The organism is Brevundimonas sp. Leaf280, from assembly GCF_001422455.1.
Lineage (GTDB): Bacteria > Pseudomonadota > Alphaproteobacteria > Caulobacterales > Caulobacteraceae > Brevundimonas.
Genome location: NZ_LMNC01000001.1, coordinates 421,333 through 442,102, shown reverse-complemented (window position 1 = coordinate 442,102; position 20,770 = coordinate 421,333). Strand labels below are relative to the sequence as shown.

22 protein-coding genes are annotated in these 20,770 nt (G+C 66.2%); 14 read left to right on the top strand and 8 right to left on the bottom strand.

Translation table 11 applies throughout. The annotated features are described in order from the left end of the window. Positions 1–272: 272 nt before the first annotated feature. Genes ASF31_RS02140 through ASF31_RS02130 form a run of 3 tightly spaced genes read right to left on the bottom strand, consistent with a single transcriptional unit; the run spans position 273 to position 2,135 of the window. Entirely contained in the window at positions 273–989 is a 717-nt protein-coding gene (locus tag ASF31_RS02140; protein ID WP_156355823.1) for a hypothetical protein, read from the bottom strand. Between the two features lie 13 nt (positions 990–1,002). Then, a complete protein-coding gene (locus tag ASF31_RS02135) occupies positions 1,003–1,512 on the bottom strand; it encodes a DUF4145 domain-containing protein (protein WP_200918528.1) in 510 nt (169 codons plus the stop codon). Next, entirely contained in the window at positions 1,512–2,135 is a 624-nt protein-coding gene (locus ASF31_RS02130; protein ID WP_055753097.1) for a DUF5343 domain-containing protein, read from the bottom strand. The genes ASF31_RS02135 and ASF31_RS02130 overlap by 1 nt, the downstream gene beginning before the upstream one ends. Before the next feature lie 292 nt (positions 2,136–2,427). Here ASF31_RS02130 and ASF31_RS02125 point away from each other — a divergent pair, with 292 nt between their 5' ends. The 6 genes from ASF31_RS02125 to pgsA are packed head-to-tail and all read left to right on the top strand — an operon-like array spanning position 2,428 to position 7,224. Beyond that, positions 2,428–2,898: an NUDIX domain-containing protein gene (locus ASF31_RS02125; protein ID WP_055753096.1), complete on the top strand. Its 471-nt coding sequence runs from the start codon at positions 2,428–2,430 to the stop codon at positions 2,896–2,898. Between the two features lie 42 nt (positions 2,899–2,940). Beyond that, positions 2,941–3,525 (top strand): hypothetical protein, encoded by a 585-nt coding sequence (locus ASF31_RS02120; protein ID WP_055753095.1) that lies wholly within the window; start codon positions 2,941–2,943, stop codon positions 3,523–3,525. A 21-nt stretch (positions 3,526–3,546) separates the two neighbouring features. Continuing rightward, positions 3,547–3,993: a DMT family transporter gene (locus tag ASF31_RS02115; protein WP_055753094.1), complete on the top strand. Its 447-nt coding sequence runs from the start codon at positions 3,547–3,549 to the stop codon at positions 3,991–3,993. Positions 3,994–4,009: 16 nt separating this feature from the next. Beyond that, positions 4,010–5,890, top strand: a complete 1,881-nt coding sequence (gene uvrC, locus ASF31_RS02110) for an excinuclease ABC subunit UvrC (RefSeq protein ID WP_055753093.1) — start codon at positions 4,010–4,012, stop codon at positions 5,888–5,890. A gap of 21 nt (positions 5,891–5,911) precedes the next feature. Then, a complete protein-coding gene (locus ASF31_RS02105) occupies positions 5,912–6,535 on the top strand; it encodes a carbonic anhydrase (RefSeq protein WP_055753092.1) in 624 nt (207 codons plus the stop codon). A gap of 44 nt (positions 6,536–6,579) precedes the next feature. Beyond that, complete coding sequence (gene pgsA / locus ASF31_RS02100; RefSeq protein WP_026108402.1) at positions 6,580–7,224, top strand: CDP-diacylglycerol--glycerol-3-phosphate 3-phosphatidyltransferase; 645 nt, start codon at positions 6,580–6,582, stop codon at positions 7,222–7,224. Here pgsA and ASF31_RS02095 read toward each other — a convergent pair. Together ASF31_RS02095 and ASF31_RS02090 are read right to left on the bottom strand one after the other, a co-directional pair. Continuing rightward, positions 7,221–7,736, bottom strand: coding sequence for a TIGR02281 family clan AA aspartic protease (locus tag ASF31_RS02095; protein ID WP_055753091.1), 516 nt, complete (start codon positions 7,734–7,736; stop codon positions 7,221–7,223). The genes pgsA and ASF31_RS02095 overlap by 4 nt on opposite strands. A 75-nt stretch (positions 7,737–7,811) precedes the next feature. Further along, positions 7,812–8,033 carry a DUF1289 domain-containing protein gene (locus ASF31_RS02090; protein WP_055753090.1) on the bottom strand — a complete coding sequence of 74 codons (222 nt, stop codon included), beginning with the start codon at positions 8,031–8,033 and terminating at the stop codon, positions 7,812–7,814. A 156-nt stretch (positions 8,034–8,189) separates the two neighbouring features. Between ASF31_RS02090 and ASF31_RS14590 the strand changes: the two genes are divergently transcribed. Both ASF31_RS14590 and ASF31_RS02085 read left to right on the top strand, forming a co-directional pair. Then, entirely contained in the window at positions 8,190–8,342 is a 153-nt protein-coding gene (locus tag ASF31_RS14590; RefSeq protein ID WP_017505113.1) for a hypothetical protein, read from the top strand. 116 nt (positions 8,343–8,458) lie between these two features. Then, complete coding sequence (locus ASF31_RS02085) at positions 8,459–9,256, top strand: crotonase/enoyl-CoA hydratase family protein (RefSeq protein WP_055753089.1); 798 nt, start codon at positions 8,459–8,461, stop codon at positions 9,254–9,256. 9 nt (positions 9,257–9,265) lie between these two features. Here ASF31_RS02085 and ASF31_RS02080 read toward each other — a convergent pair whose 3' ends face one another. Genes ASF31_RS02080 through ASF31_RS02070 form a run of 3 tightly spaced genes read right to left on the bottom strand, consistent with a single transcriptional unit; the run spans position 9,266 to position 12,229 of the window. Then, positions 9,266–10,270, bottom strand: coding sequence for an HlyD family secretion protein (locus ASF31_RS02080; protein WP_039248126.1), 1,005 nt, complete (start codon positions 10,268–10,270; stop codon positions 9,266–9,268). A gap of 34 nt (positions 10,271–10,304) precedes the next feature. Beyond that, positions 10,305–11,060 (bottom strand): ABC transporter ATP-binding protein, encoded by a 756-nt coding sequence (locus tag ASF31_RS02075; RefSeq protein WP_055753088.1) that lies wholly within the window; start codon positions 11,058–11,060, stop codon positions 10,305–10,307. Then, the gene (locus ASF31_RS02070; protein WP_055753087.1) at positions 11,057–12,229 is read right to left on the bottom strand and encodes an ABC transporter permease; all 1,173 of its coding nucleotides are present in this window, start codon (positions 12,227–12,229) and stop codon (positions 11,057–11,059) included. Before ASF31_RS02070 ends, ASF31_RS02075 begins: the two co-directional genes overlap by 4 nt. Before the next feature lie 214 nt (positions 12,230–12,443). Here ASF31_RS02070 and ASF31_RS02065 point away from each other — a divergent pair, with 214 nt between their 5' ends. The 6 genes from ASF31_RS02065 to ASF31_RS02040 all read left to right on the top strand — a co-directional run bounded on the left by ASF31_RS02065 (position 12,444) and on the right by ASF31_RS02040 (position 20,743). After that, on the top strand, positions 12,444–14,537 hold the full coding sequence (locus ASF31_RS02065; protein WP_055753086.1) for a S46 family peptidase: 2,094 nt from the start codon (positions 12,444–12,446) through the stop codon (positions 14,535–14,537). Positions 14,538–14,716: 179 nt separating this feature from the next. Continuing rightward, positions 14,717–16,795 carry a S46 family peptidase gene (locus ASF31_RS02060; protein WP_055753085.1) on the top strand — a complete coding sequence of 693 codons (2,079 nt, stop codon included), beginning with the start codon at positions 14,717–14,719 and terminating at the stop codon, positions 16,793–16,795. Then, positions 16,792–17,301, top strand: a complete 510-nt coding sequence (locus ASF31_RS02055) for a GNAT family N-acetyltransferase (protein WP_055753084.1) — start codon at positions 16,792–16,794, stop codon at positions 17,299–17,301. The genes ASF31_RS02060 and ASF31_RS02055 overlap by 4 nt, the downstream gene beginning before the upstream one ends. A gap of 46 nt (positions 17,302–17,347) precedes the next feature. Further along, on the top strand, positions 17,348–17,923 hold the full coding sequence (locus ASF31_RS02050) for a TetR/AcrR family transcriptional regulator (RefSeq protein ID WP_055753083.1): 576 nt from the start codon (positions 17,348–17,350) through the stop codon (positions 17,921–17,923). Continuing rightward, positions 17,923–19,620, top strand: coding sequence for an MFS transporter (locus tag ASF31_RS02045; protein ID WP_055753082.1), 1,698 nt, complete (start codon positions 17,923–17,925; stop codon positions 19,618–19,620). The genes ASF31_RS02050 and ASF31_RS02045 overlap by 1 nt, the downstream gene beginning before the upstream one ends. A 13-nt stretch (positions 19,621–19,633) precedes the next feature. Further along, on the top strand, positions 19,634–20,743 hold the full coding sequence (locus tag ASF31_RS02040) for an HlyD family secretion protein (RefSeq protein ID WP_082464966.1): 1,110 nt from the start codon (positions 19,634–19,636) through the stop codon (positions 20,741–20,743). Positions 20,744–20,770 lie beyond the last annotated feature (27 nt).

Below are 20,770 nucleotides of genomic sequence, written 5' to 3'. Positions count from 1 at the left end.
CGACCGAACTCGAACACGTTGAACGCCGCCAGAACGGCGATGAAGCCGAAGATGATGCCGAGAGCCAGCATGGAATGCTCCTGTTGTCCGTCTTCGATTAGAGCGGACCGGGACGGGGTTCAAGCGGGGACGGGTCAGGGAATTGTGCTGGTGGGATATATAAGGGCGGAAGTGACTCATAGCAGCGGTTGGGAGTGTCTGCTCTTGGAGCCAAGAGCTGGCGTGCATGGCAGAGGCGAAACAGCTGCGAGCAAAGTCGTAGGAGCGTTTTGCTATTCCGCACCAGTTTGGGGGTCGGTTGGCGGGTTCGGAACTGACTGCTGCGCTGCTTGCTCGCGGCGCATCTGCCTCATCCATCGCCGCGTCTGCCGTTGATGATGCAATCGATCCATTGCGGTGAAGACGTCGGCCTGGATTTTCTTGTTACCGCCAGCCACGCCGCGCCAGTCCTCACGAATATTTTTCACTTCGGTGGCTATCTGGGTCATCGGGTCCGCGGCGCCCAGGCTTCCTCGCCCGTCCATTTCTTTCAAATTCAACGGGTAGGTGAGCGTTTCCCTTTTTGGGTCTGTCGGTTGCCGCTTCCAACTCACCGTCACCGTGTAGCTGATATCGATGATTGGTTCGAAGCTGGACAAGAAGTTAACCAGCTTTTGGCCCGGGCGAAGTAAGCTGACGGTCTGCAGAGGGGTCGGTCGTTCTGGGGTGTCCCGCTCCCGCGGTATTTCGGGATCGAACTTCACAAGCACATCGAAAGCCGTCGCATTGCCTGTGTTTGCCACGACTATGTCAGCATAATTTATAGCCCACTGGTTAGGCTCAATGCTAACCACGACCTGTGGCTGGGCGCTCGCCTCAGCCATCCGCTTGGTCTCGATTGCTAAGGTACGCGTGACGAGCCAGAGCATGACCGTTGCCACGGCGGTAACAACAGCTCCGAGAACAGTTATTCCGCTGGGTATAGCAGTAATAAATCCAGCCCAGTTCATTCTTCGCCAGCCATCACTTCAGTTTCGCCAAATAAACTAACTCTTGGACGACAACTCGCACGTCCCCGAGTAGCTTCTCAAGGTCACCCTTTTGGGCAACGAAGCGCCTGCTGTGCGCAGACTTGTCCCCGACGTCCTTCAATCGAGGCATCGCTTGTTTGCAGTTGCGTCCAAGATTCCACGACGGCTCCTTGAGCGCGGCGTCAATCATGTCGCGCAGGTAGAAGAAGTCACCGTTGGTGTTCTGTATTGTGGCGGCCTTGTCGGCGGCTTCGAAGGACTCAATCAGCAAAGTCTCTAAGAGCCGCCGCAGCATCACAGCGCATGCGTCATACCAGCCGTTCTCGTAAGCTCCATTAGCTTGGTTGGCGATCTTCTCAATGTAACCGCGGGTGCCCTTGACCAGGGACAGCAACACCACCCCATCATTGCTAGCCCTGACTCCCTCCGCTGGAGGTCCTGCGATTGCTGCATCGGCTTGGATCGCCTTCGCCGTTAGGGCGAAGTTGCGAATGGTGTCCATCAGCTAGGCTTGCCCTTTCCGTAAAGGTGCTTGGCCATGCTCGCAAAAATTTGGTCGATCTGTTCGGGACCAGAGTCAGCAGATATGTGGATCTGGACATCAATGTGCAGCGAGGGGTTGCCTGACGTCGGCGTAGGCGCAGGGGCATTAGTCACCGGTGCGTGCAGCGCTGGCGCGCTGACCGAGGCGGCTTGAGTCACGGGCGGTGCATCCCCGAACGCCGCTTCGTCCGCGAGTTGCCTGAAAGTGCTGGCCAGTTTTCCGACGACTTCTTTGCCGCCCTTCGTGCTGGTCACGAACACGCTCTCAAGTTCCTGCCGAGTCCGCTGGTGAGCGTCGGGGTAGATGCTGTAGAGGTCGGCGTACCCGTCTTTGATAGCCGTGCCTAAAACTTCTCGGTGTTTCGGCCCGCGATACTGGTTCCAGCGATCGGTCGGCACACCGCTTTGGTCGATCAGGTTTATCTGCTTCAGGACGCCAATCAGCGACCCGTCATTGCTGGAGGTGAAGCCGATAGACTTGAGCCATTTTTGCGTGACGACTGGCGGTACACCGACTGTCTGAATCTTCTGCAGCAGCGGCTTAATCTTCCCTGGCACTGTTGTGTAGGTGTAGTCGGCCATTTCCCCCCATAAGTTAGGGCGATGTTACGGGCAGAATGCTGCGCTGTCACGCTACGGCAACTGCTGATTGGCGAAACCGCAGTTTAGGCAAGAGGTCTAGCCCTCTCTGGTCGATTTGGTGCCTCAGACGTCAGATCTGACGTCACCGAAAGGTCTGCTTGCAGGTGGAGGACCAAAGACGCTCATTGCGCAAAGCGCGCCTAGCCCAATCTGCCGTCTTGCCACTACCCTTCCCTTCCGGCCGATGAGTATGGTCGCACAGATCGTCAGCCCCTCCTCCCCGAACAAACCCATGACCTGGCGCATCCACGTCGAACACTTCACCCGCCCCCTCTTCTTCGCCTGGTCGCGCCTGACGCGCGGCAAGACGCTGGGCGTGCGGGCGGTGGCGGTGGATGCCCAGGGGCGGGTGCTGATGGTCAGGCACACCTATCTCAAGGGCTGGTGGTTGCCGGGCGGCGGAGTGGACCGGGGCGAGACGACGCAACGTGCAGTGGTGCGCGAACTGCGTGAAGAGGCCGGTCTGATCGCGCGCGGGGCGCCGCGCCTGATCTCGATCCATTCCAACGAGCGGTTCTTTCCCGGCGATCACGTCGCCGTCTTCCGCATCGACGCCTTCGATGTGGGTGAGCGCACCAGCCACGGCGAGATCGCCGCGGTCGGCTGGTTCTCCCCTTCCGCCCTGCCCGACGACGTGAACCGGGGCTGTCGCGCACGTCTGGCCGAAATCTTCGACGGCGCCCCGGTCGATCCGGACTGGTGAGAGACGTCCGCATTTGACGCAGGCGCGTGCCAGCGTCCGCCCATGACCCAAGCCGCCCCCGTCTATCGCGTGCGCTCGCAGGAGATCTGGGACATGGCCCGCGACGACTATCTGGCGGGCGAGCCGGCGCGGATCGTCTGCCGCCGCTACGACCTGGGCCTGTCGGCCTTCCGCATTCGCGCGCGCAAGGGCAAGTGGCGGCGCGGGGACCAGGACGATCCCGACCTGTACGATCCCGCGCTCGAGCTCGAGGCGGTCGAGGATATCGCCTTTTCCGACATGGCCGACACGGCGCGTCGTCGCCTGCAACTGGCCCTGATGGACGGCGAGGCGACCGAGGTCCAGCGCTGGCTCAGGATCTTCGAGACCCTGTCGTCGATGGCGTCGCAGACCAGCGATGTGCACACATTGCACCCTGAATTTTCGTCCCGACCGTCTGACCGGACCGACGCGCCCGCCCCCGCCCTCTCGACGGAAGACGCCGGGTCCGAATCGGGCGAAGTGCACCGATTGCACCCTGTTTTATCCTCGGACGATGCAAACCCGTTCCGGCACGCCCCTCAACCGGGCCGAGCGCCGCCGCCTGCGCCGCGCCCACCGCCGAACGCCGCCCTCTGCAAGCCATGAAAGCCATGCTAGCCAGGGGCCATGAACCCGTCCCTGCTCGCCATCCTCGTCGTCATCCTGGCTGGCGGCGCCACCGCGCTTCAGGCCCCAACCAACGCCAAGCTGGCCACCGCCGTCGCCTCGCCGGTGAACGCGGCCTTCATCTCCTTCGCGGTCGGCACGACGGTGCTGGGGATATTGGCGGCGATCCTGCACACCCGGCCGGACATGGCCGCGACGCGGGCCCTGCCGTGGTACGCCTGGCTGGGCGGGGCCTACGGCGCCTGTTTCGTGGTCGCCGCCGCCTGGGGCGTGCCGCGCCTGGGCGTGGCCGTGACCATCACCCTGATGGTCGGGGGCCAGCTGCTGCTCAGCCTGGCGCTGGATCATTTCGGGGCGCTGGGCGTGCCGCGCCAGCCGCTGAACATCGGTCGCGTCGCCGGGGTGGGGCTTGTTCTGGCCGGCGTCCTTCTGGTCCGGCGCTCTTGACCCTATATCGGGCGCGATGACCGAGGAGACGCCTGATTCCCAACTGAAAGCCGCCGCCCTGATCGCCGACGAGGCGCGCCGGGCGCCGGACAAGCCGGGCGTCTATCGCATGTATGGCGAGGACGGGTCGTGCCTGTACGTCGGCAAGGCCAAGTCGCTGAAGAAGCGCATCATCCAGTATGCGCAAGGGCGTTTCCACACCCAACGCATCGGCCTGATGGTGTCGCAGACCCGGTCGATGGAGTTGGTGGTCACCGCCACCGAGACCGAAGCCCTGCTGCTGGAATCCAACTTCATCAAGAAGCTGAAGCCCCGCTTCAACGTGGTGCTGCGCGACGACAAGTCCTTCGCCGAACTGATGATCCGCCGCGACCACCGCGCACCCCAGGTCAGGAAGCATCGCGGCGCCCACACGACGCCCGGCGACTATTTCGGCCCCTTCGCCTCGACCTGGGCGGTCAACCGCACGCTGAACACCCTGCAGAAGGCCTTCCTGCTGCGGTCCTGTTCCGACAGCGTCTATGAGACCCGCACCCGTCCCTGCATGTTGCATCAGATCAAGCGCTGCTCGGCCCCGTGCACCGGCCTGATCAGCCTCGAGGACTACGGCGAACTGGTCACCGAGGCCGAACAGTTCCTGCGGGGCAAGTCGCGCGCCGTCATCGGCCGCCTGTCCAAGGAGATGCAGGCGGCGTCGGACGAGATGGACTTCGAACAGGCCGCCCGCGTGCGCGACCGCATCCGCGCCCTGTCGGCCATTGCGATGGAGAACTCTGTCAGCGCCGACAGCGTGGCCGAAGGCGACGTCTTCGCCCTGCATTCCGACGGCGGACAGGCCTGCGTCCAGGTCTTCTTCTATCGCGCCGGCCAGAACTGGGGCGGCCGCGCCTATTTCCCGCGCGTGGACAAGAGCGACACCGATCCTGAGATCCTGGCCGCCTTCCTGGGCCAGTTCTATGAGGACAAGCCGATCCCGCGCCTCATCCTGTCCAACGTCCGCCCGCATGAACTGGAACTGCTGGAAGAGGCCTTTTCGATGAAGGCGGATCGCAAGGTCGAGATCGTCCGCCCGATGCGCGGCGAGAAACTGGCCTTGGTCGACCACGCCCTAACCAATGCGCGCGAGGCCTTGGGCCGCCGCCTGGCCGAAAGCTCGGCGCAGGGCAAGATCCTGGACGAGGTGTGCGAGGCCTTCGGACTGGAGAGCCGGCCCGAACGGATCGAAATCTACGACAACGCCCACATTCAAGGGACCAATGCGGTGGGCGGCATGGTCGTCGCCGGCCCCGAAGGCTTCCAGAAGTCGCAGTATCGCAAGTTCAACATCCGGGGCGAGGATCTGACGCCCGGCGACGACTACGGCATGATGCGCGAGGTGATGCGTCGTCGCTTCTCACGCCTGATCAAGGACGAGGAGGAAGGCGAGGCCAAGGGCGAAGATGTGGTGCGCCCCGACCTGCTGCTGATCGACGGCGGCGCAGGGCAGTTGGCCGAGGTGCTGGCGGTCATGGCCGACCTCGGCGGGCTGGACGACATCACCGTCGTCGGCGTCGCCAAGGGGCCCGATCGCGACGCCGGCATGGAGAAGTTTTTCATGCCCGGCAAGGCGCCGTTCATGCTGCCGCTGAAGTCGCCGGCCCTCTACTACCTGCAACGGCTGCGCGACGAGGCCCACCGCTTCGCCAACGGCGCCCACGCCAAGCGCCGCTCAATGGACATCAAGAAGAACCCGCTGGATGAGATCGAAGGCGTCGGCCCCGGCCGCAAGAAGGCCCTGCTGCACGCTTTCGGCTCGGCCAAGGGCGTCAGCCGCGCCTCACTGGCCGATCTGGTCAAGGTCGACGGCATCAACCAACCCCTCGCCAACCGCATCCACGCCTTCTTCCGTAAAAGCTGAGCCGGAGCTAAGAAACCGACCATGAGCGACATCGAAGACGAACTGACCGCCGGCTATCGCCGCTTCCGCGCCGAGCACTGGCCGACGGCCCGCGCCGAGTACGAAACCCTGGCGACCAAGGGCCAGAAGCCGCACACCCTGATCGTGGCCTGTTCCGACAGCCGCGCCGATCCGGCCCTGATCTTCGACGCCAAGCCGGGCGAACTGTTCGTCGTGCGCAACGTCGCCAACCTGGTCCCGCCCTATGAGCCGGACGGCAAGCTGCACGGCGTGTCGGCGGCGTTGGAGTTCGGGGTCAAGGTGCTGGGCGTCAAGCGGATCGTGGTCATGGGCCACGCCCACTGCGGCGGGGTCAACGCCATGATCAACGGCGCCCCAGAAATCGTCGCCGACTTCGTCGCCCCCTGGATCGCCCAAGGCGCGCCCGTCGTCCAGCATGTCGCCGAAACCGTCGCCCCCGACCAGCTGGAGCGCGCAGCCGAAGAAGCCATCGTGCGGCTGTCGATCCGGAACCTGCGCACCTTCCCGTGGATCGCCGAGCGCGAAGCCAAGGGCGAACTTCAGCTCAGCGGCCTGCATTTCGGCATCGCCGAGGGCGCGCTTACGGCCCTGACCGACAAGCCCCGGTTCGAACCGTTGGATTGAGCGGCGAACCGTGCCACACCCGGCGCGTTGCAACGGACATGACGATGACCTCCGCCCACCGCGCCAACCCCATTCCCAACATCCTGACCGGACTGCGTCTGGCGGCCGGGGTGGTGATGTTCGCCATGATGGCCGGGGCCGCCCCCGGGGCGCTTGAGGCCTGGCTGTCGCCGGAAACCCAGGGGCGGTTCAGCGTCTGGGCCTTCTGGATCTTCGTCATCGCCGCCTCGACCGACTGGGTCGACGGCTACCTCGCCCGCCGCTGGAACGCGACCACGCGATGGGGCGCCATTCTGGATCCCATCGCCGACAAGGTGTTGGTGACCGGCGCCATTCTGGGCGTCCTGGCCTCGGGATCCCTGCCCGGCATCGCCCTGCCCTGCGGCCTGATCCTGTTCCGCGAATTCGCCGTCTCCGCCCTGCGCGAGACGATGGCCGGCCGCATCGAACTGCCGGTCACCCTGGCCGCCAAGTGGAAGACCACGGTGCAGATGGTGGCGCTCGCCGCGCTTCAGCTGACCCTGCTGTGGGGCGCCCTGGGCCTGCAGAACGACGACGGATCGCCGCTGGCCTGGCAGCCGGCGTTCGAATCCTTCGCCATCTTCCTGATCTGGTTCGCCGCCATCATCACCCTGTGGACCGGCTGGCAGTATTTCAGCGAAGCCCGTCGCCAGATGCGCGACCTTTAGGGCCGTAGCGTCAGCCCGGTCGGCGTGGCGGAAAAGGCGGAAAGCCGGCCCAGATAGCTCATGCCCAGCAGGGAGTATTCCAGCCCCTGCTCCACGACCAGGGCCTCGACCCGGTCCACCCGCGCGCCCGCGACCGAGATCGTCTTCAGCTGAACCGGCGCGGCGCGTACGACGCCCGATGCGGTCTGGACCTTGCCGGTGAAGGCTTCGGGTTCGGGATCGACGCCCAGCCTCAGCGCGTCGGCGCGCGTCAGGGCGACCACGCTGGCGCCGGTGTCCACCAGCACCCGCACCGCCTTGCCGTCGATACTGGCCTCGGCCCAATAGTGGCCGTCCGCGCCCTTGACCACCTGGGCGTGGGTGCCGGAGGCGCCCACCGCCGCCTCGACGACGGGCGTCGCCGCCTGGGCCATGCCGTCGCCTTCCAGATGGCGGATCGTCAGAGCCGTGCCGAACGACGCCATGAGAGCGAAGCCGAGGACGACGACAGACTGGGTATCGATGCGAACCATGCCTCTGTCTTAGAGGCGCGGCGTTTGGATGGGGTGAAACGACGTGGCTGACGAAAGCTTAAGCCCCGAGCCGCGCTAGCCCAGCTTGGCCGGATCCACCTGACTACGGCGCGACGGCAGGTCGGCCATGACCGCCGCGCGCTCGGCGTCGCTCAGCGCCCGCCAGCCGGCGATTTCCTTCAGCGTGCGAAAACAGCCGAGGCACAGGCCGCTCTCGCCATCGACTGCGCACACCATGACGCAGGGCGTGGCGATGGCCTTGGGCGGTCCGGGCCGGCTCGGGGTCGTCGCACTCATTGTGACACAGTGGCGAAAATCACTCCGACTCCTGACGAATAAAGTTGCAAATTCATGAAACTGTCTTATATCGGCTGATGACGCGAAACGACTGACGGTGGAATCCCATTGGTACGACGCGTCTCTTTTCATCGTTCTGCGAAAGGAGACGCCAAGATGAACGATAAGGAGCGTAACCTCCAACACGCCATGATGTCCTTCGCCCTTTGGGGCGGGATGCTGGTCAACAGTCGGCATATGCCGTCGAACTCGGGCCGGGTGGTCAGCCATCCGTCCAACTTCGTACCCTATACGATCAAGAAACGCTGACGGCCCTCTCGGCCCTCTGCCTGAAGAAGCCCCGGTCTCGCCGGGGCTTTTGCAATTCCGGGCTTGCCTGACGCGGCGTTCGCGGTCGATGACGGGCGTGAAGACGGAGACGAAGCATGGGCCTGATCACCGAAGAGAAGCGGGGCGCGATCCTGATCTGGACGCTGGATCGCGAGGCGCGGCTGAACGCCCTGCCCGATCTGGGCGACGGCGACGAGGTCGCGGCGGCGTGCGAGCGGGTCAACGCCGATCCGTCGATCCGCTGCGTGGTCCTGACCGGCGCCGGGCGGGCGTTCTCGGCCGGCGGCGATCTGACGGCGATGCGGGACAGGCGCGACCTGTTCAAGGGCTCGGGCGCCGCCATCCGCGAACGTTATCGCCGGATCGTCCATCGGATCGTGCGGTCGCTGTATGGGCTCGAGGTTCCGCTGATCGCCGCCGTCAACGGGCCGGCCATGGGGCTGGGCTGCGATATCGCCGGCCTGGGCGATATCCGCATCGCGTCCGAGCGCGCCAGCTTCGGTGTGCCCTTCCTGAAGCTGGGCATCATCCCCGGCGACGGCGGGTCCTGGCTGCTGCCGCGCAACATCGGCTATGCCCGCGCCGCCGAGCTGCTGTTCACCGCCCGCTCCATCGATGCCACGACGGCCGCCGAATGGGGGCTGGTCAACCGCGTGGTCGCACACGACGACCTGATGGACGAAGCCCTGGCCGTCGCCGCCCACGTCGCGGCCCAGCCGCCCCAGGCCCTGCGCATGGCCAAGACCCTGCTGCGTCAGGGTCGCGACACGACCTTCGACCAGATGCTGGAGATGTCGGCGGCGATGCAGGCGCTGGCCCACCTGACCGAGGACCATCAGGAAGGCGTCGCCGCGGTGCTGGAAAAGCGGCCGGGCGATTTCGCCGGCCGCTGATCCGACGTTCTATTTCGTCTTCATGGCCTCGCTGGGCCCGACGCCGGCGGCGACCGCGCGTTTGGCCCCGGCGGTTTCGCCGGGCTTCATGAACTTGACCAGCACCCGCTGTCCGATCAGCAGGGGCGCATCGCCGGCCGAGGCGACCACTTCCACCACCCGCTCGTCGCTGCGCTGCGAGGGGTCGTCGGAGGCCAGTTTGCGCGCGCCGAACACGGCGGCGCGACGCATGACGGCGCCGATATAGACCTTGCTGGCGTCGCCCTCGGGGCTGATCTCGACGGCCTGGCCGTCGGTGAGGTTCGGCAGGTCGCTCTCGACCACCTCGGCGCGGACGATGCGCGGCGCATCGGGTTCCAGATCGAACATGTTGGACACGTTCAGGGTCGAGGCGCCGGCGCCAGGGTTGGCGTAGCGGCGCACGATCCGGCCGTTGGTGGGGGCGCGGATGACCGTCAGTTCCTGATTGTAGCGGGCCTGATCCAGCTGAGCGCGCGCGGTCTGGACGGCGGCGACCTGCGACCCCAGGCGGGCCTGTGCGGTGGCGATGGCGTCCTGGGCCTGGTCCATGCGCTGGGCGGCGACGAAGTTGGTGGCGACCAGTCTTTGCAGACGTTCCTGCTCGCGCTGGGCGGTGCGGATGTCCACGCGGATCTGGGCCAGTTGGCTTTCGGCCTGGCTGACGGCGGCGGCGGCAGCCTGCACCGCCAGACGCGCCTCGTCGTCTTCCTGACGGGCCAGGATCTGACCGGCGACGACGCGATCGCCTTCCTGAACCAGGACGTCACGGACGATGCCGCCGCGACGGGCCGCGATCTGGATGATGCCGCCCTCGACGTCGACCTTGCCGTTGGCGATGGCTGCATAGGGGCTGTCGACTTTCGTCGCCGCCGCCTTCTCCTGCTCGGCCTTCTTGGTCTTGGCGGCCGACTGGAACAGCATGAAGCCGACCGCCAGCACGATCACCAGCAGCAGGCCGATCCAGGTGCGTTTTTTCTTCAGAAAGCCGGGCATTGGCGTGTCGTCCTAAGGGAAATCGTCGTGTCGGTTAGTGGGACGCCAGGATGGCGTTCGGATCGGGGATGCGTCGCTGATCGTCCAGGATTTTGCCGTCCTCGATGTGGATGACCCGGTCGGCCCAGGCCTCCAGGCGCGGATCGTGGGTCACGCAGATCACGGCGGCGCCGTGTTCGGTGGCGGCGCGGCGCAGGAGCTTGATGACCACTTGGCCGTTCTCGCCGTCCAGGGCCGAGGTCGGTTCGTCCGCGAACAGGATCTTGGGATCCTTGGCCAGGGCGCGGGCGATGGCGACGCGCTGCTTTTCACCGCCCGACAAAGCCGCCGGCCGCTGGTGCAGACGGTGGCCCAGGCCGACCTCTTCGAGCGCGATCGTGGCGCGCTTCTTGGCCTGGCCCGCGGTCAGCCCCTGAAACTTCAGCACCGTCTCGACCTGCTGAAGCGCCGTCAGCGCGGGAAACAGGTTGAAGCCCTGGAAGATGAAGCCGCAATTATCCAGGCGGAATTTGTCGATCCGGCCCGAGGACAGCTTCCACAGATCATCGACGTCCAGCACGTCCACCCGGCCCTCTTCGGGCTTCAGCAGGCCCGACAGGGCTGCGATCAGGGTGGACTTGCCCGAGCCGGAGGGCCCCATGACCATGGTCAGGTCGCCATGCCGCGCATCGAAATCGACGCCCTTCAGCACCTCGACCCAGGCCTTGCCGGACTTGAACCGCTTGACCAGCGCCTTGGCCTCGATGGCGAAATCGCCGTGCTTGCCGTGAACCTTTGTATGGATGTTCATCGCAGCAGGTCCGCCGGTTGGCTGTTCTTGAGGATGCCCAGCGACAGCAGGCCGGACACCATGGCGATGGCGATCAGGCCGATGCCGACGACGATCAGCAGCGACAGCGGCAGGGCGATGATCACCGCCCCCATCATCGCCAGCAGCGAGACGAGCCAGGTCAGGACGATGGCCGCGATGACGCCGACGACGCCGACCCAGAAGCTGAGCTCGACCACGATCCGACGCAAGGACCCCATGCTGACGCCCAGGGCGCGCAGAGAGGCGAACTCCTTGATATTGGCCATGATGGCGCCGCGCAGGGTCTGCCAGGTGATGGCGACCCCGATGATGATCCCCAGGACGACGCAGCCGCCGATGATGATGACCAGAATGCCTTCCTCGAACATGGCGCCGGCGTTGGCGTCGGCCAGCTGCTGCTTGGTCCAGGCCTTCCACTGACCGTTGCCCATGGCGTTCAGCTGGGCCACCACGACGGGCGCACGGGCCGGATCACGCAGCTTGACCATCAGCGGACCCACGCGCGCGCCGGTGTCGGCCTGACCCAGCATCCGCAGGGTGTCGCGCGACATGACCACGCCCGGCTGCATCATGTTGGGATAGCCGCGCGTCACGCCGACGACGGTGACGGTCTGGCCGTTGTACAGCGCCTTGTCGCCCAGCTTGACGCCCAGGGTCGTCAGGGCCGTCTCATCGACCGCCACGGTGTAGGGTTGGCGCAACGCATCGACCAGTTCCTGCGAATAGTCGGTCGGGATGGTCACCGAGCCAGGACGAGTGTCGATGATGCTGGCCTGGACGAACTTCTGACGCGGCGCGCCCTGCGACGCATTGTCCGCCTGGCTCTTGGTCGGATCGACGTTCTTGATGTTCTGGAAGGTGCCGCCGGCGCCGTCCAGCGGCATGACCTCGACCACCTCGGGGTGGTTGTAGGCCAGGGGAATGAACCGTCGCGGCACGCCCGACGGTCCGCCCATCAGGCTCTTGGCGCCGGGCTGCATGATGAAGATGTCGGCGTTCGACCGCTCAATCGTCGCGGTGAATCCCTTGCCGATGCCGATGAAAACGCCGGTCATGGCCAGAACCAGAAGCCCCGACAGGGCCAGGGCCATGACCGCCGCCATATAGCGGCGCCACTCGAACAGCAGCGTAGATAGCGCAAGCGACATGGTCGTCGATAAACCCCCGGTACTTGCACCTATCTGACCGTGCGCCCCCTCACCGCCAAGTTAAATCGGGGTAAGGGTTCCGCCACACGGACATTGCGGGTTTGAAATCCGGGGATTAAGGGCGATGCAGCCTCTTGGCGCCCACCCTTCGTCGGCGCTAGTTACAACATAACAGATGGGACAGGCCGTCCCACGCTCCGGGAAACACGCCTTCATGTCCTTGCCCTCGCTTCGTCTCACCGCCTCGCTGGCCGCGCTCGGCGCCGCCACCGCCGTCCTGTCCGCGCCCGCGACCTCCGCGCGCGCCGACGAGGGCATGTGGACCTTCGACAACTTCCCCATCGCCACGGTGAACGAGAAGTATGGCACCAACATCGATCAGGCCTGGCTGGACCGCGTGCGCAACGCCGCCGTCCGCCTGCAAGGCTGCTCGGCCTCGCTGGTGTCGAACGAAGGCCTGGTGCTGACCAACCACCACTGCGTCGTGTCGTGCGTTCAAGACCTGTCCACGGCCCAGAACGACTACGTCAAGAACGGCTGGATGCCCGCCACCCGCGAGGAAGAGAAGAAGTGCCCCGGCCAGACGGCCGAAATCCTGACCGACATCGTCGACGTCACCGACCGCGTGACCGGCGCCGGCGCCGGCCTTGAAGGCGCCGCCTTCGTCCAGGCCCGCGCCGCCGAGATCGACAAGATCCAGAAGGAGACCTGCGGCGACGACCAAAAGCTGACCTGCCAGGTCATCAGCTTCTACCGCGGCGGCCAGTACAAGCTCTACAAGTTCCGCAAATACGATGACGTGCGCCTGGTCTTCGCGCCCGAGTTCCAGGCGGCCTTCTTCGGCGGCGACCCGGACAACTTCAATTTCCCGCGCTACGCCCTGGATGCCGGCTTCCTGCGCATCTACGAGGACGGCAAGCCGGTCGCCACGCCCAACCACCTGACCTGGAACGCCAATGCGCCCAAGGAAGGCGACGTCACCTTCGTCGCCGGCAACCCCGGCTCGACCCAGCGCCTGCTGACCGTGGCCCAGCTGGAAACCCTGCGTGACCAGCAACTGCCCATCAGCCTGATCCAGACCTCGGAACTGCGCGGTCGCCTGCTGGAATATTCGACCACCGGCGAAGAGGCCAAGCGCGTCTCGGTCGATCCGATCTTCGGCCTGGAGAACGGCTTCAAGGTCAACTACGGCCAGCAGGGCGCCCTGACCGACCCGGCCTTCATGGCCACCAAACGTCGCGAGGAGCAGGAGTTGCGCCAGCGCGTCGCCGCCGACCCGGCCCTGGCCCAACGCATCGGCGATCCGTGGGCCGATCTGGAACGCGCCTCGAGCGCCCAGCGCGACCTCTATCTGCCCTATCGCCAGCTGGAATCGGCGGCCGGTCAGCGCTCGTCGCTCTACAGCTACGCCAAGGCCATCGTCCGCGCCTCCAAGGAACGCGCCAAGCCCGTCGCTGAACGCCGCGCCGGCTATTCGGACGCCGACATCACTTCGCTGGGCCGTCGCCTGGCGACCGAAACGCCGATCTCAAACGACCTGGAGAAGATCTATCTCGACTTCTGGCTGTCCAAGACCCGCGAGTATCTGACGGTCGACAATGCGAACGTGAAGGCGCTGCTGGGCAAGGAAAGCCCCGAGCAGATCGCGGAGCGTCTGGTCGACGGCACGCGACTGGCCGATCCCGCCTTCCGCGCCCAGGCCCTGGCCATGACGCCGGAGCAGTTGGCCGCCTCGGGCGATCCTTTGATCGCCTTCGTGCTGGCCAATGACGATGCTGCCCAGGCCGTCCGCACCCAGTGGGAATCGGCCGTGTCCGGCCCGACCAGCCGCGCCGGCGAAAAGATCGCCCAGGCCCGGTTCGCGGTCTACGGCACCAATCTTTATCCCGATGCGACCTTCAGCCTGCGCCTGTCCTACGGCCAGGTGAAGGGCTGGACCTATCGCGGCGTGACGGTCGAACCCTTCACCCAGATCGGCGGCCTGTATGAGCGCAACACCGGCGCCGAGCCCTTCAACGCGGCCGAGGACTGGCTGGCGGCCGAGGGCAAGGTCAACAAGTCGACCGTCTATGACTTCGTCTCGACCAACGACATCATCGGCGGCAACTCGGGCTCGCCCGTGATCAACGCCAAGGGCGAAGTCATCGGCGCCGCCTTCGACGGCAACATCCACTCGCTGGGCGGCAGCTTCGGTTACGACCCCGAGCTGAACCGCACGGTGACGGTCTCGACCGCCGCCATCACTGAGGCCCTGCGCAACGTCTACAACCAGCCGCGCCTGCTGCGCGAACTGGGCGTGCGTCGCTAGAACGAAAACGAAGAAGTCTCCTCCCCGCTGCGCGGGGAGGGGGACCGCGAAGCGGTGGAGGGGCTCTTCACCACTACACAATCGCCTGTAAAGTGCCCAAGAACCCCTCCGTCACGACGCTGAAGAAGCGCCGCGCCACCTCCCCGCCACGCGGGGAGGAGACTTAAAGGAAACTGCACATGCGCCCTCTTCTCCTCGTCTCCGCCGCCATTCTCGCTTTCGCCGCCGCCACATCGGCCAGCGCCGAGGAAGGCATGTGGACCTACGACAACTTCCCCATCGCCCGCGCCAACCAGACGTTGGGGACCAATATCGATCAGGCGTTCCTGGATCGGGTGCGGCTGTCGTCGGTGAAGTTCGGCGGCTGTTCGGCGGGCGTGGTGTCAGGCCAGGGTCTGGTCATGACCAACAACCACTGTGTCGCCACCTGCGTCGCCAACCTGTCCACGCCGCAGCAGCAGTATGGTGAGACGGGCTTTACGCCCAAAACGCGCGAGGAAGAACGCAAATGCCCCGGCGCCACGGCCGAAATCCTGACCGACATCTCCGACGTCACCGAGCGGATGCACAAGGCCGGCGAAGGACTTGAGGGCCAGGCCTTCACCCAGGCGCGCGAGGCCGAGGCCGGGCGGATCGAAACCGAAGCCTGCGGAAACGATCCCAAGATCCGCTGCCAGGTCGTCAGCCTGTACCGGGGCGGCCAGTTCAAACTCTACAAATACCGCAAATACAGTGATGTGCGCCTGGCCTGGGCGCCGGAAGACCGCGCCGCGACCTTCGGCGGCGATCTGGACAACTTCTCGTTCCCGCGCTTCGCCATCGATGCCGCCTTCATTCGCCTGTACGAGGACGGCAAGCCGGTCGAGACGCCGATCCACTTCGTCTGGAACGCCGACAAGCCGACCGAGGGCGAGGCCGTCTTCATCACTGGCAATCCCGGCGCGACCCAGCGCCTGCTGACGATGGACCAGCTGGCGACCATCCGCGATGTGGTTCTGCCGCTGGATCAGTTGATCGCGTCGGAGCTGCGCGGCCGTCTGATCCGCTATTCCGAAGAGGGCGAGGACGAGGCCTTTATCGCCATGGACCCGATCGTGGGCGTGGAGAACACCTACAAGCGCGGCCTGGGCCGGATGCGCGCCCTGACCGACGCCCAGTTCATCCAGGCCAAAGCGGCGGCCGAGGTCGACTTCATGCAGCGCTACGCCGCCGCCAACGGAAATGGTCCAGATCCGTGGGGTGCGCTGGAAGCAGTCCAGCCCATCGCGCGCGAACTCTATGCCCCGACCGCCCTGCTGGAAGGCGGCACGGGCCTGGGCACCACCTCGGTCGCCGGCGGATCGCAGCTGTTCCAGTGGGCCAAGGCCATCGTGCGCGGCGCGCAGGAGCGGGCCAAGCCGTCGGACCAGCGTCTGGCCGAGTTCGCCGACAGCCGCCTGCCGGGCGTCGAATCCGGCCTGTTCGCCGAGCGGCCGACCTATCCCGAGCTGGAGCAGATCCGGCTGGAATGGTGGCTGTCCAAGACGCGCGAATGGCTGACGGTGGACAGCCCCTATGTGCGCACCCTGCTGGGTAAGGAAAGCCCCGAGGACCTGTCGGCCCGCGTCGTCGCCGGCACGAAACTGGCGGACCCGGCCGTGCGTCGCGCCCTGTGGACCGGCGGCCTGGCGGCGGTTCAGGCGTCGGACGACCCGATGATCCAGTACGTATTGTCGATCGACGCCGACGCCCGCGCCGTCCGCACCGAATGGGAGAACAAGGTCAAGGCCCCGACCGACCGCGCGTCGGAACAACTGGCGGCCGCCCGCTTCGCCGCCTATGGCGACGCCGTCTATCCCGACGCCACCGGTACCCTTCGCCTGACCTATGGCAAGGTCGAAGGCTCCGACGTGCCAGGTCAGCGCTTCGGCGCCTTCACCACCTTCGCCGGCCTGTGGGACCGCGCCACCGGCGCCGAACCGTTCAAGGTCGCGCCCAAGCTGATGGCCGCCAAGGACCGGATCGATCCGAACGCGGTGATGGACATGGCCGTCTCGACCGACACCATCGGCGGTTCGTCCGGCTCGCCCGCGGTAAATGCCCGGGGCGAGATCATCGGGGCCAATTTCGACTCCACCGTCCTGACCCAGCGCAACGCCTATGGCTATGACCGCAACACCAACCGCAGCGTGATCGTCACAACCCAGGCCGTCACCGTGGCCCTGCGCGACGTTTATGGGATGGATCATCTGCTGACGGAGCTGGGCGTCAGCCGGTGACGCAGATCGCCGTCAGCGTGGCGACGCCCTACGACGTCGCCGCGCTGCATCCTCTGATCGAGCGCGCCTATCGCGGCGACACCGCCAAGGCCGGCTGGACGCACGAGGCGGACCTGCTGTTCGATGATCGCACCAGCGCGACGGAGCTGTCGGCTCTGATCGCCGATCCCGACCGGGTCATCCTGCTGGCCCATCGCGACGGCGCGCTGATCGGCTGCGTCCAGGTCGCCCGCGCCGGCGACGACCTGGCCTATCTCGGCATGCTGACGGTCGAGCCGACCTTGCAGGCGACCGGCCTCGGCCGTCGTCTGCTCGCGGCCGCCGAAAACGAAGCGGTCGCGCGTTTAGGCGCGCGTCGCATGGAGATGACCGTCATCCACCGCCGGACCGAACTGATCGCCTGGTACGAACGACGCGGTTATGCCCCCACCGGCGAGACCCGCCCCTTCCCCGTCGATCCGCCCCGGCCTGAGCTGGAATTCGTGGTGCTGGAAAAAGCGCTCTAGCGCCCCCTTGCAAAACGGACAGTCGTGTCCATTTACGCGCCTCACCATGACGCGCCCTGCCGAAAAACCTGTCCGCAAGGACGCCGCTCTGAACAGGGCGGCGGTGCTGGAGGCCGCGCGCGCGGTCTTCGCCAGCCAAGGGTTGGATGCGCCCCTGGATCTGATCGCCGAACGGGCCGGGGTTGGGCGCGGCACCCTGTATCGGCACTTCTCAGACCGCACGGAACTGGCCCTGGCGGTGCTGGAGGCCGACGTCGCGGACCTGGGTCGGCGCACCGCCGATCAGGGCGATGATCCGCAGGCCTTCTTCTGGTTTCTGGACCGGCTGGCCGAGGACATGGTGCGCAATGCGGGACTGGCCGGCGTCGTGCGGAACGTGCGCTCGCCGGATGCGCTTACCCCCTTGCGGCAGAGCTTGATGGAGGCGGGCGCCGCACCGCTGAAGCGGGCCCAGGCCGCCGGCCTGGTGAGGGAGGATCTGCGGCCGATGGACATCCGTCTGATCGCCACACTGCTGGGCGCCGGTTTTCAGGGCGCGGACGAAGCCGAGCGCCAGGCCGTGTCGTTGCGCACCCGCGCGCTTGTGCTCGACGGGCTGAGACCTCGCGGGGGGCCGCGCTGATGGCCCGCAACAACTGGCATCTGCCCTGGGAACAGTATGTCGAGACGCTGAAGCCGCATGAGCGGCCGATGATGCCCGGCTCGCCCGCCACGCCCGATCACTCTTGGCCGATGCGGATACAGTACGCCCTGACCGGTCTGCTGGTCGCCATGGTCGGATCGCTGGGCAACGCCGCCGTCACCGCCAACATCCAGAACCTGCAAGGTTCGCTGGGGATCACGATCACCGAGGCCGCGTGGCTGCCGGTCGTCTTCGTCATGACCAACGCCTGCATGAACCTGATCCTCGTCAAGTTCCGAATGCAGTACGGCCTGCGCCTGTTCACGCAGATCTTCCTGGGCGCCTTCGTGCTGGTCTGCGCCGCCCACCTGTTCGTCGACAACTATCAATCGACCCTGCTGGTGCGGGCCATCGCCGGCATGGCGGGCGCGGGCCTTTCCAGCCTCGGCTTTCTTTATATCATCCAGGCCTTCCCGGCGGCGCATAGGCTCAAAGGTCTGATCATCGGCATCGGCCTGGCCAGTTTCGCCGTGCCGATTTCGCGCCTGGTCATGCCCGGCCTGCTCCAGCTGGGCGACTGGCGCGCCTTCTACATGTTCGAGCTGGGCCTGTGCCTGGTCGCCTGGGGCGCGGTGCAGGTGGTCAAGCTGCCGCCGTCCGAGCGGCTGCGGGTCTTCGACCGGCTGGACTTCCTGACCTTCGCCCTGTTTGCGCCAGGCGTGGCCCTGCTGTGCGCGGCCCTGGGTCTGGGGCGCATCGTCTGGTGGACGCAAGCCGCCTGGATCGGCTGGGCTCTGATCGGCTCCGTCATCCTGCTGACCGCCGCCTTCCTGGTCGAGCACAATCGCAAGAACCCGCTGATCAACACTCGTTGGCTGACCGGGCCCGACCTGCTGCGCCTGTTCGGGGCGATCCTGCTGATCCGCATCGTGCTGTCGGAACAGACATCCGGCGCGGTGGGCTTCCTGACCGTCGTCGGCCTGGGGCCGGATCAGCTTCACGGCCTGTTCGTCGTCATCCTGCTGTCGATGATCGCCGGCACCCTGGTCAGCGCCTTCACTCTGAATATGGAGAAGCTGAACAAGCCGATCGCCATCGCCTTGGCGCTGATCGCGGTCGGCGCCTGGATCGACAGCCATTCGACCGTGCTGACGCGCCCGGCGCAGCTGTATTTCAGCCAGGCCCTGATCGCTTTCGCCTCGGCCATGTTCATCGGCCCGGCCCTGATGATCGGCATCGTCAAGGTGCTGACCCAGGGCAAGCAGAACCTGATCAGCTTCATCGTCATGTTCAGCGTGCTTCAGAACGTCGGCGGTCTGGCGGGTTCGGCGCTGACCGGGACGCTTCAGATCATCCGCGAGAAATACCATTCCAACCAGCTGGCGGCCGGGATTTCGGCGCTGGACCCGCAGGTCGCCTTGCGGCTGCGTCAGCTGTCGGGCGCCTATGCCTCGACGATAACGGACCCCGCACTGGCGAATGCCGAAGGCGCCGTCCTGCTGGGCCGACAGGTGACGCAACAGGCCAATGTGCTGGCCTACAACGACGTCTTTCTGGTCATCGCCGTGATCGCGGCCCTGGGCTCCGCCTGGGTGACCGTCACCCACCTGCGGCCGCGCTGGAAGGCGCGCCGCGACGCCAAGAACAACAATGCAGACGCTGCGGTCCAGACTGCAGCCGTCGCCGCCGCCGACTGAACCGAGACCCACAATGACCGACGCCGCCCCGCCCGCCCCCGCCTCTTCCGCCCCTGCCGCCCCGCAAGCGCCCCCCGCTGCTGCGCCTGCGCCGAAGAAGAACGTCATGTGGACCGTCATCGCCGCCGGGGTCGCCCTGCTGGGCGTTCTGATGGTGCTGTACGCCTGGCAGTTGCCGCCCTTCCGAGGCGCGATCCAGCGTACGGACAACGCCTATGTGCGCGGCCAAGTGACGATCATCAGCCCGCAGGTGAACGGCTATGTCACGGCCGTGCCGGTCCAGGACTTCCAGACCGTCCAACAGGGGCAGTTGTTGGCCCAGGTGGATGACCGCATCTATCGCCAGCGGCTGGAGCAGGCCGAGGCCAGCCTGCATTCGGCCGAGGCGGCCCTGTCCAACTCGGCCCAGACCCAGGCGTCGGCTCGCGGATCGGTGGCCCAGCAGCGCGCATCCATCGCCGCAGCCGAAGCCACGCTGACTCGGGCCCAGGCCGACGCCAACCGCGCCCGCACCCTGAAGGCCGGCGGCTGGGTCGCCCAGGCCAATGTGGACGTCGCCGAAGCCGCCCTGCGCAGCGCCCAGGCCCAGGTCGCCCAGGCCCGCGCCGCCGAGGGCATCGCCCAGACCGGCGTCACCTCCGCCGTCGTCGGCCGCGACAGCCTGGCCGCCGCCGTCGAGAACGCCCAGGCCGCCGTGCGCCTGGCCCAGATCGACTTGGCCAACACCCGCATTGTCGCCCCCCGCGCCGGCCGTCTGGGCGAGATCGGCGTGCGTCAGGGCCAGTATGTGACGGCGGGAACCCAGCTGATGGGTCTGGTGCCGGACGTGGTCTGGGTTACGGCCAATATGAAGGAGACGCAGATGAAGAACATTCGCGTCGGCCAGCCGGTCGAGATCACCGTCGACGCCCTGGGCGGCCAGACCCTGCGCGGCCATATCGAAAGGATCGCCCCCGCCGCCGGATCGGAGTTCAGCGTCATCCGTCCCGACAACGCCACCGGCAACTTCACCAAGGTGGCCCAGCGCATCCCGGTCCGCATCCGCATCGACCCGAACCAGCCCGCCGCCGAGCGTCTGGCGCCGGGCATGTCGGTGGTGGCGAAGGTCAATACGGCCGGCTGACGGAACGCGCAGCTCCCGATCGCGCTA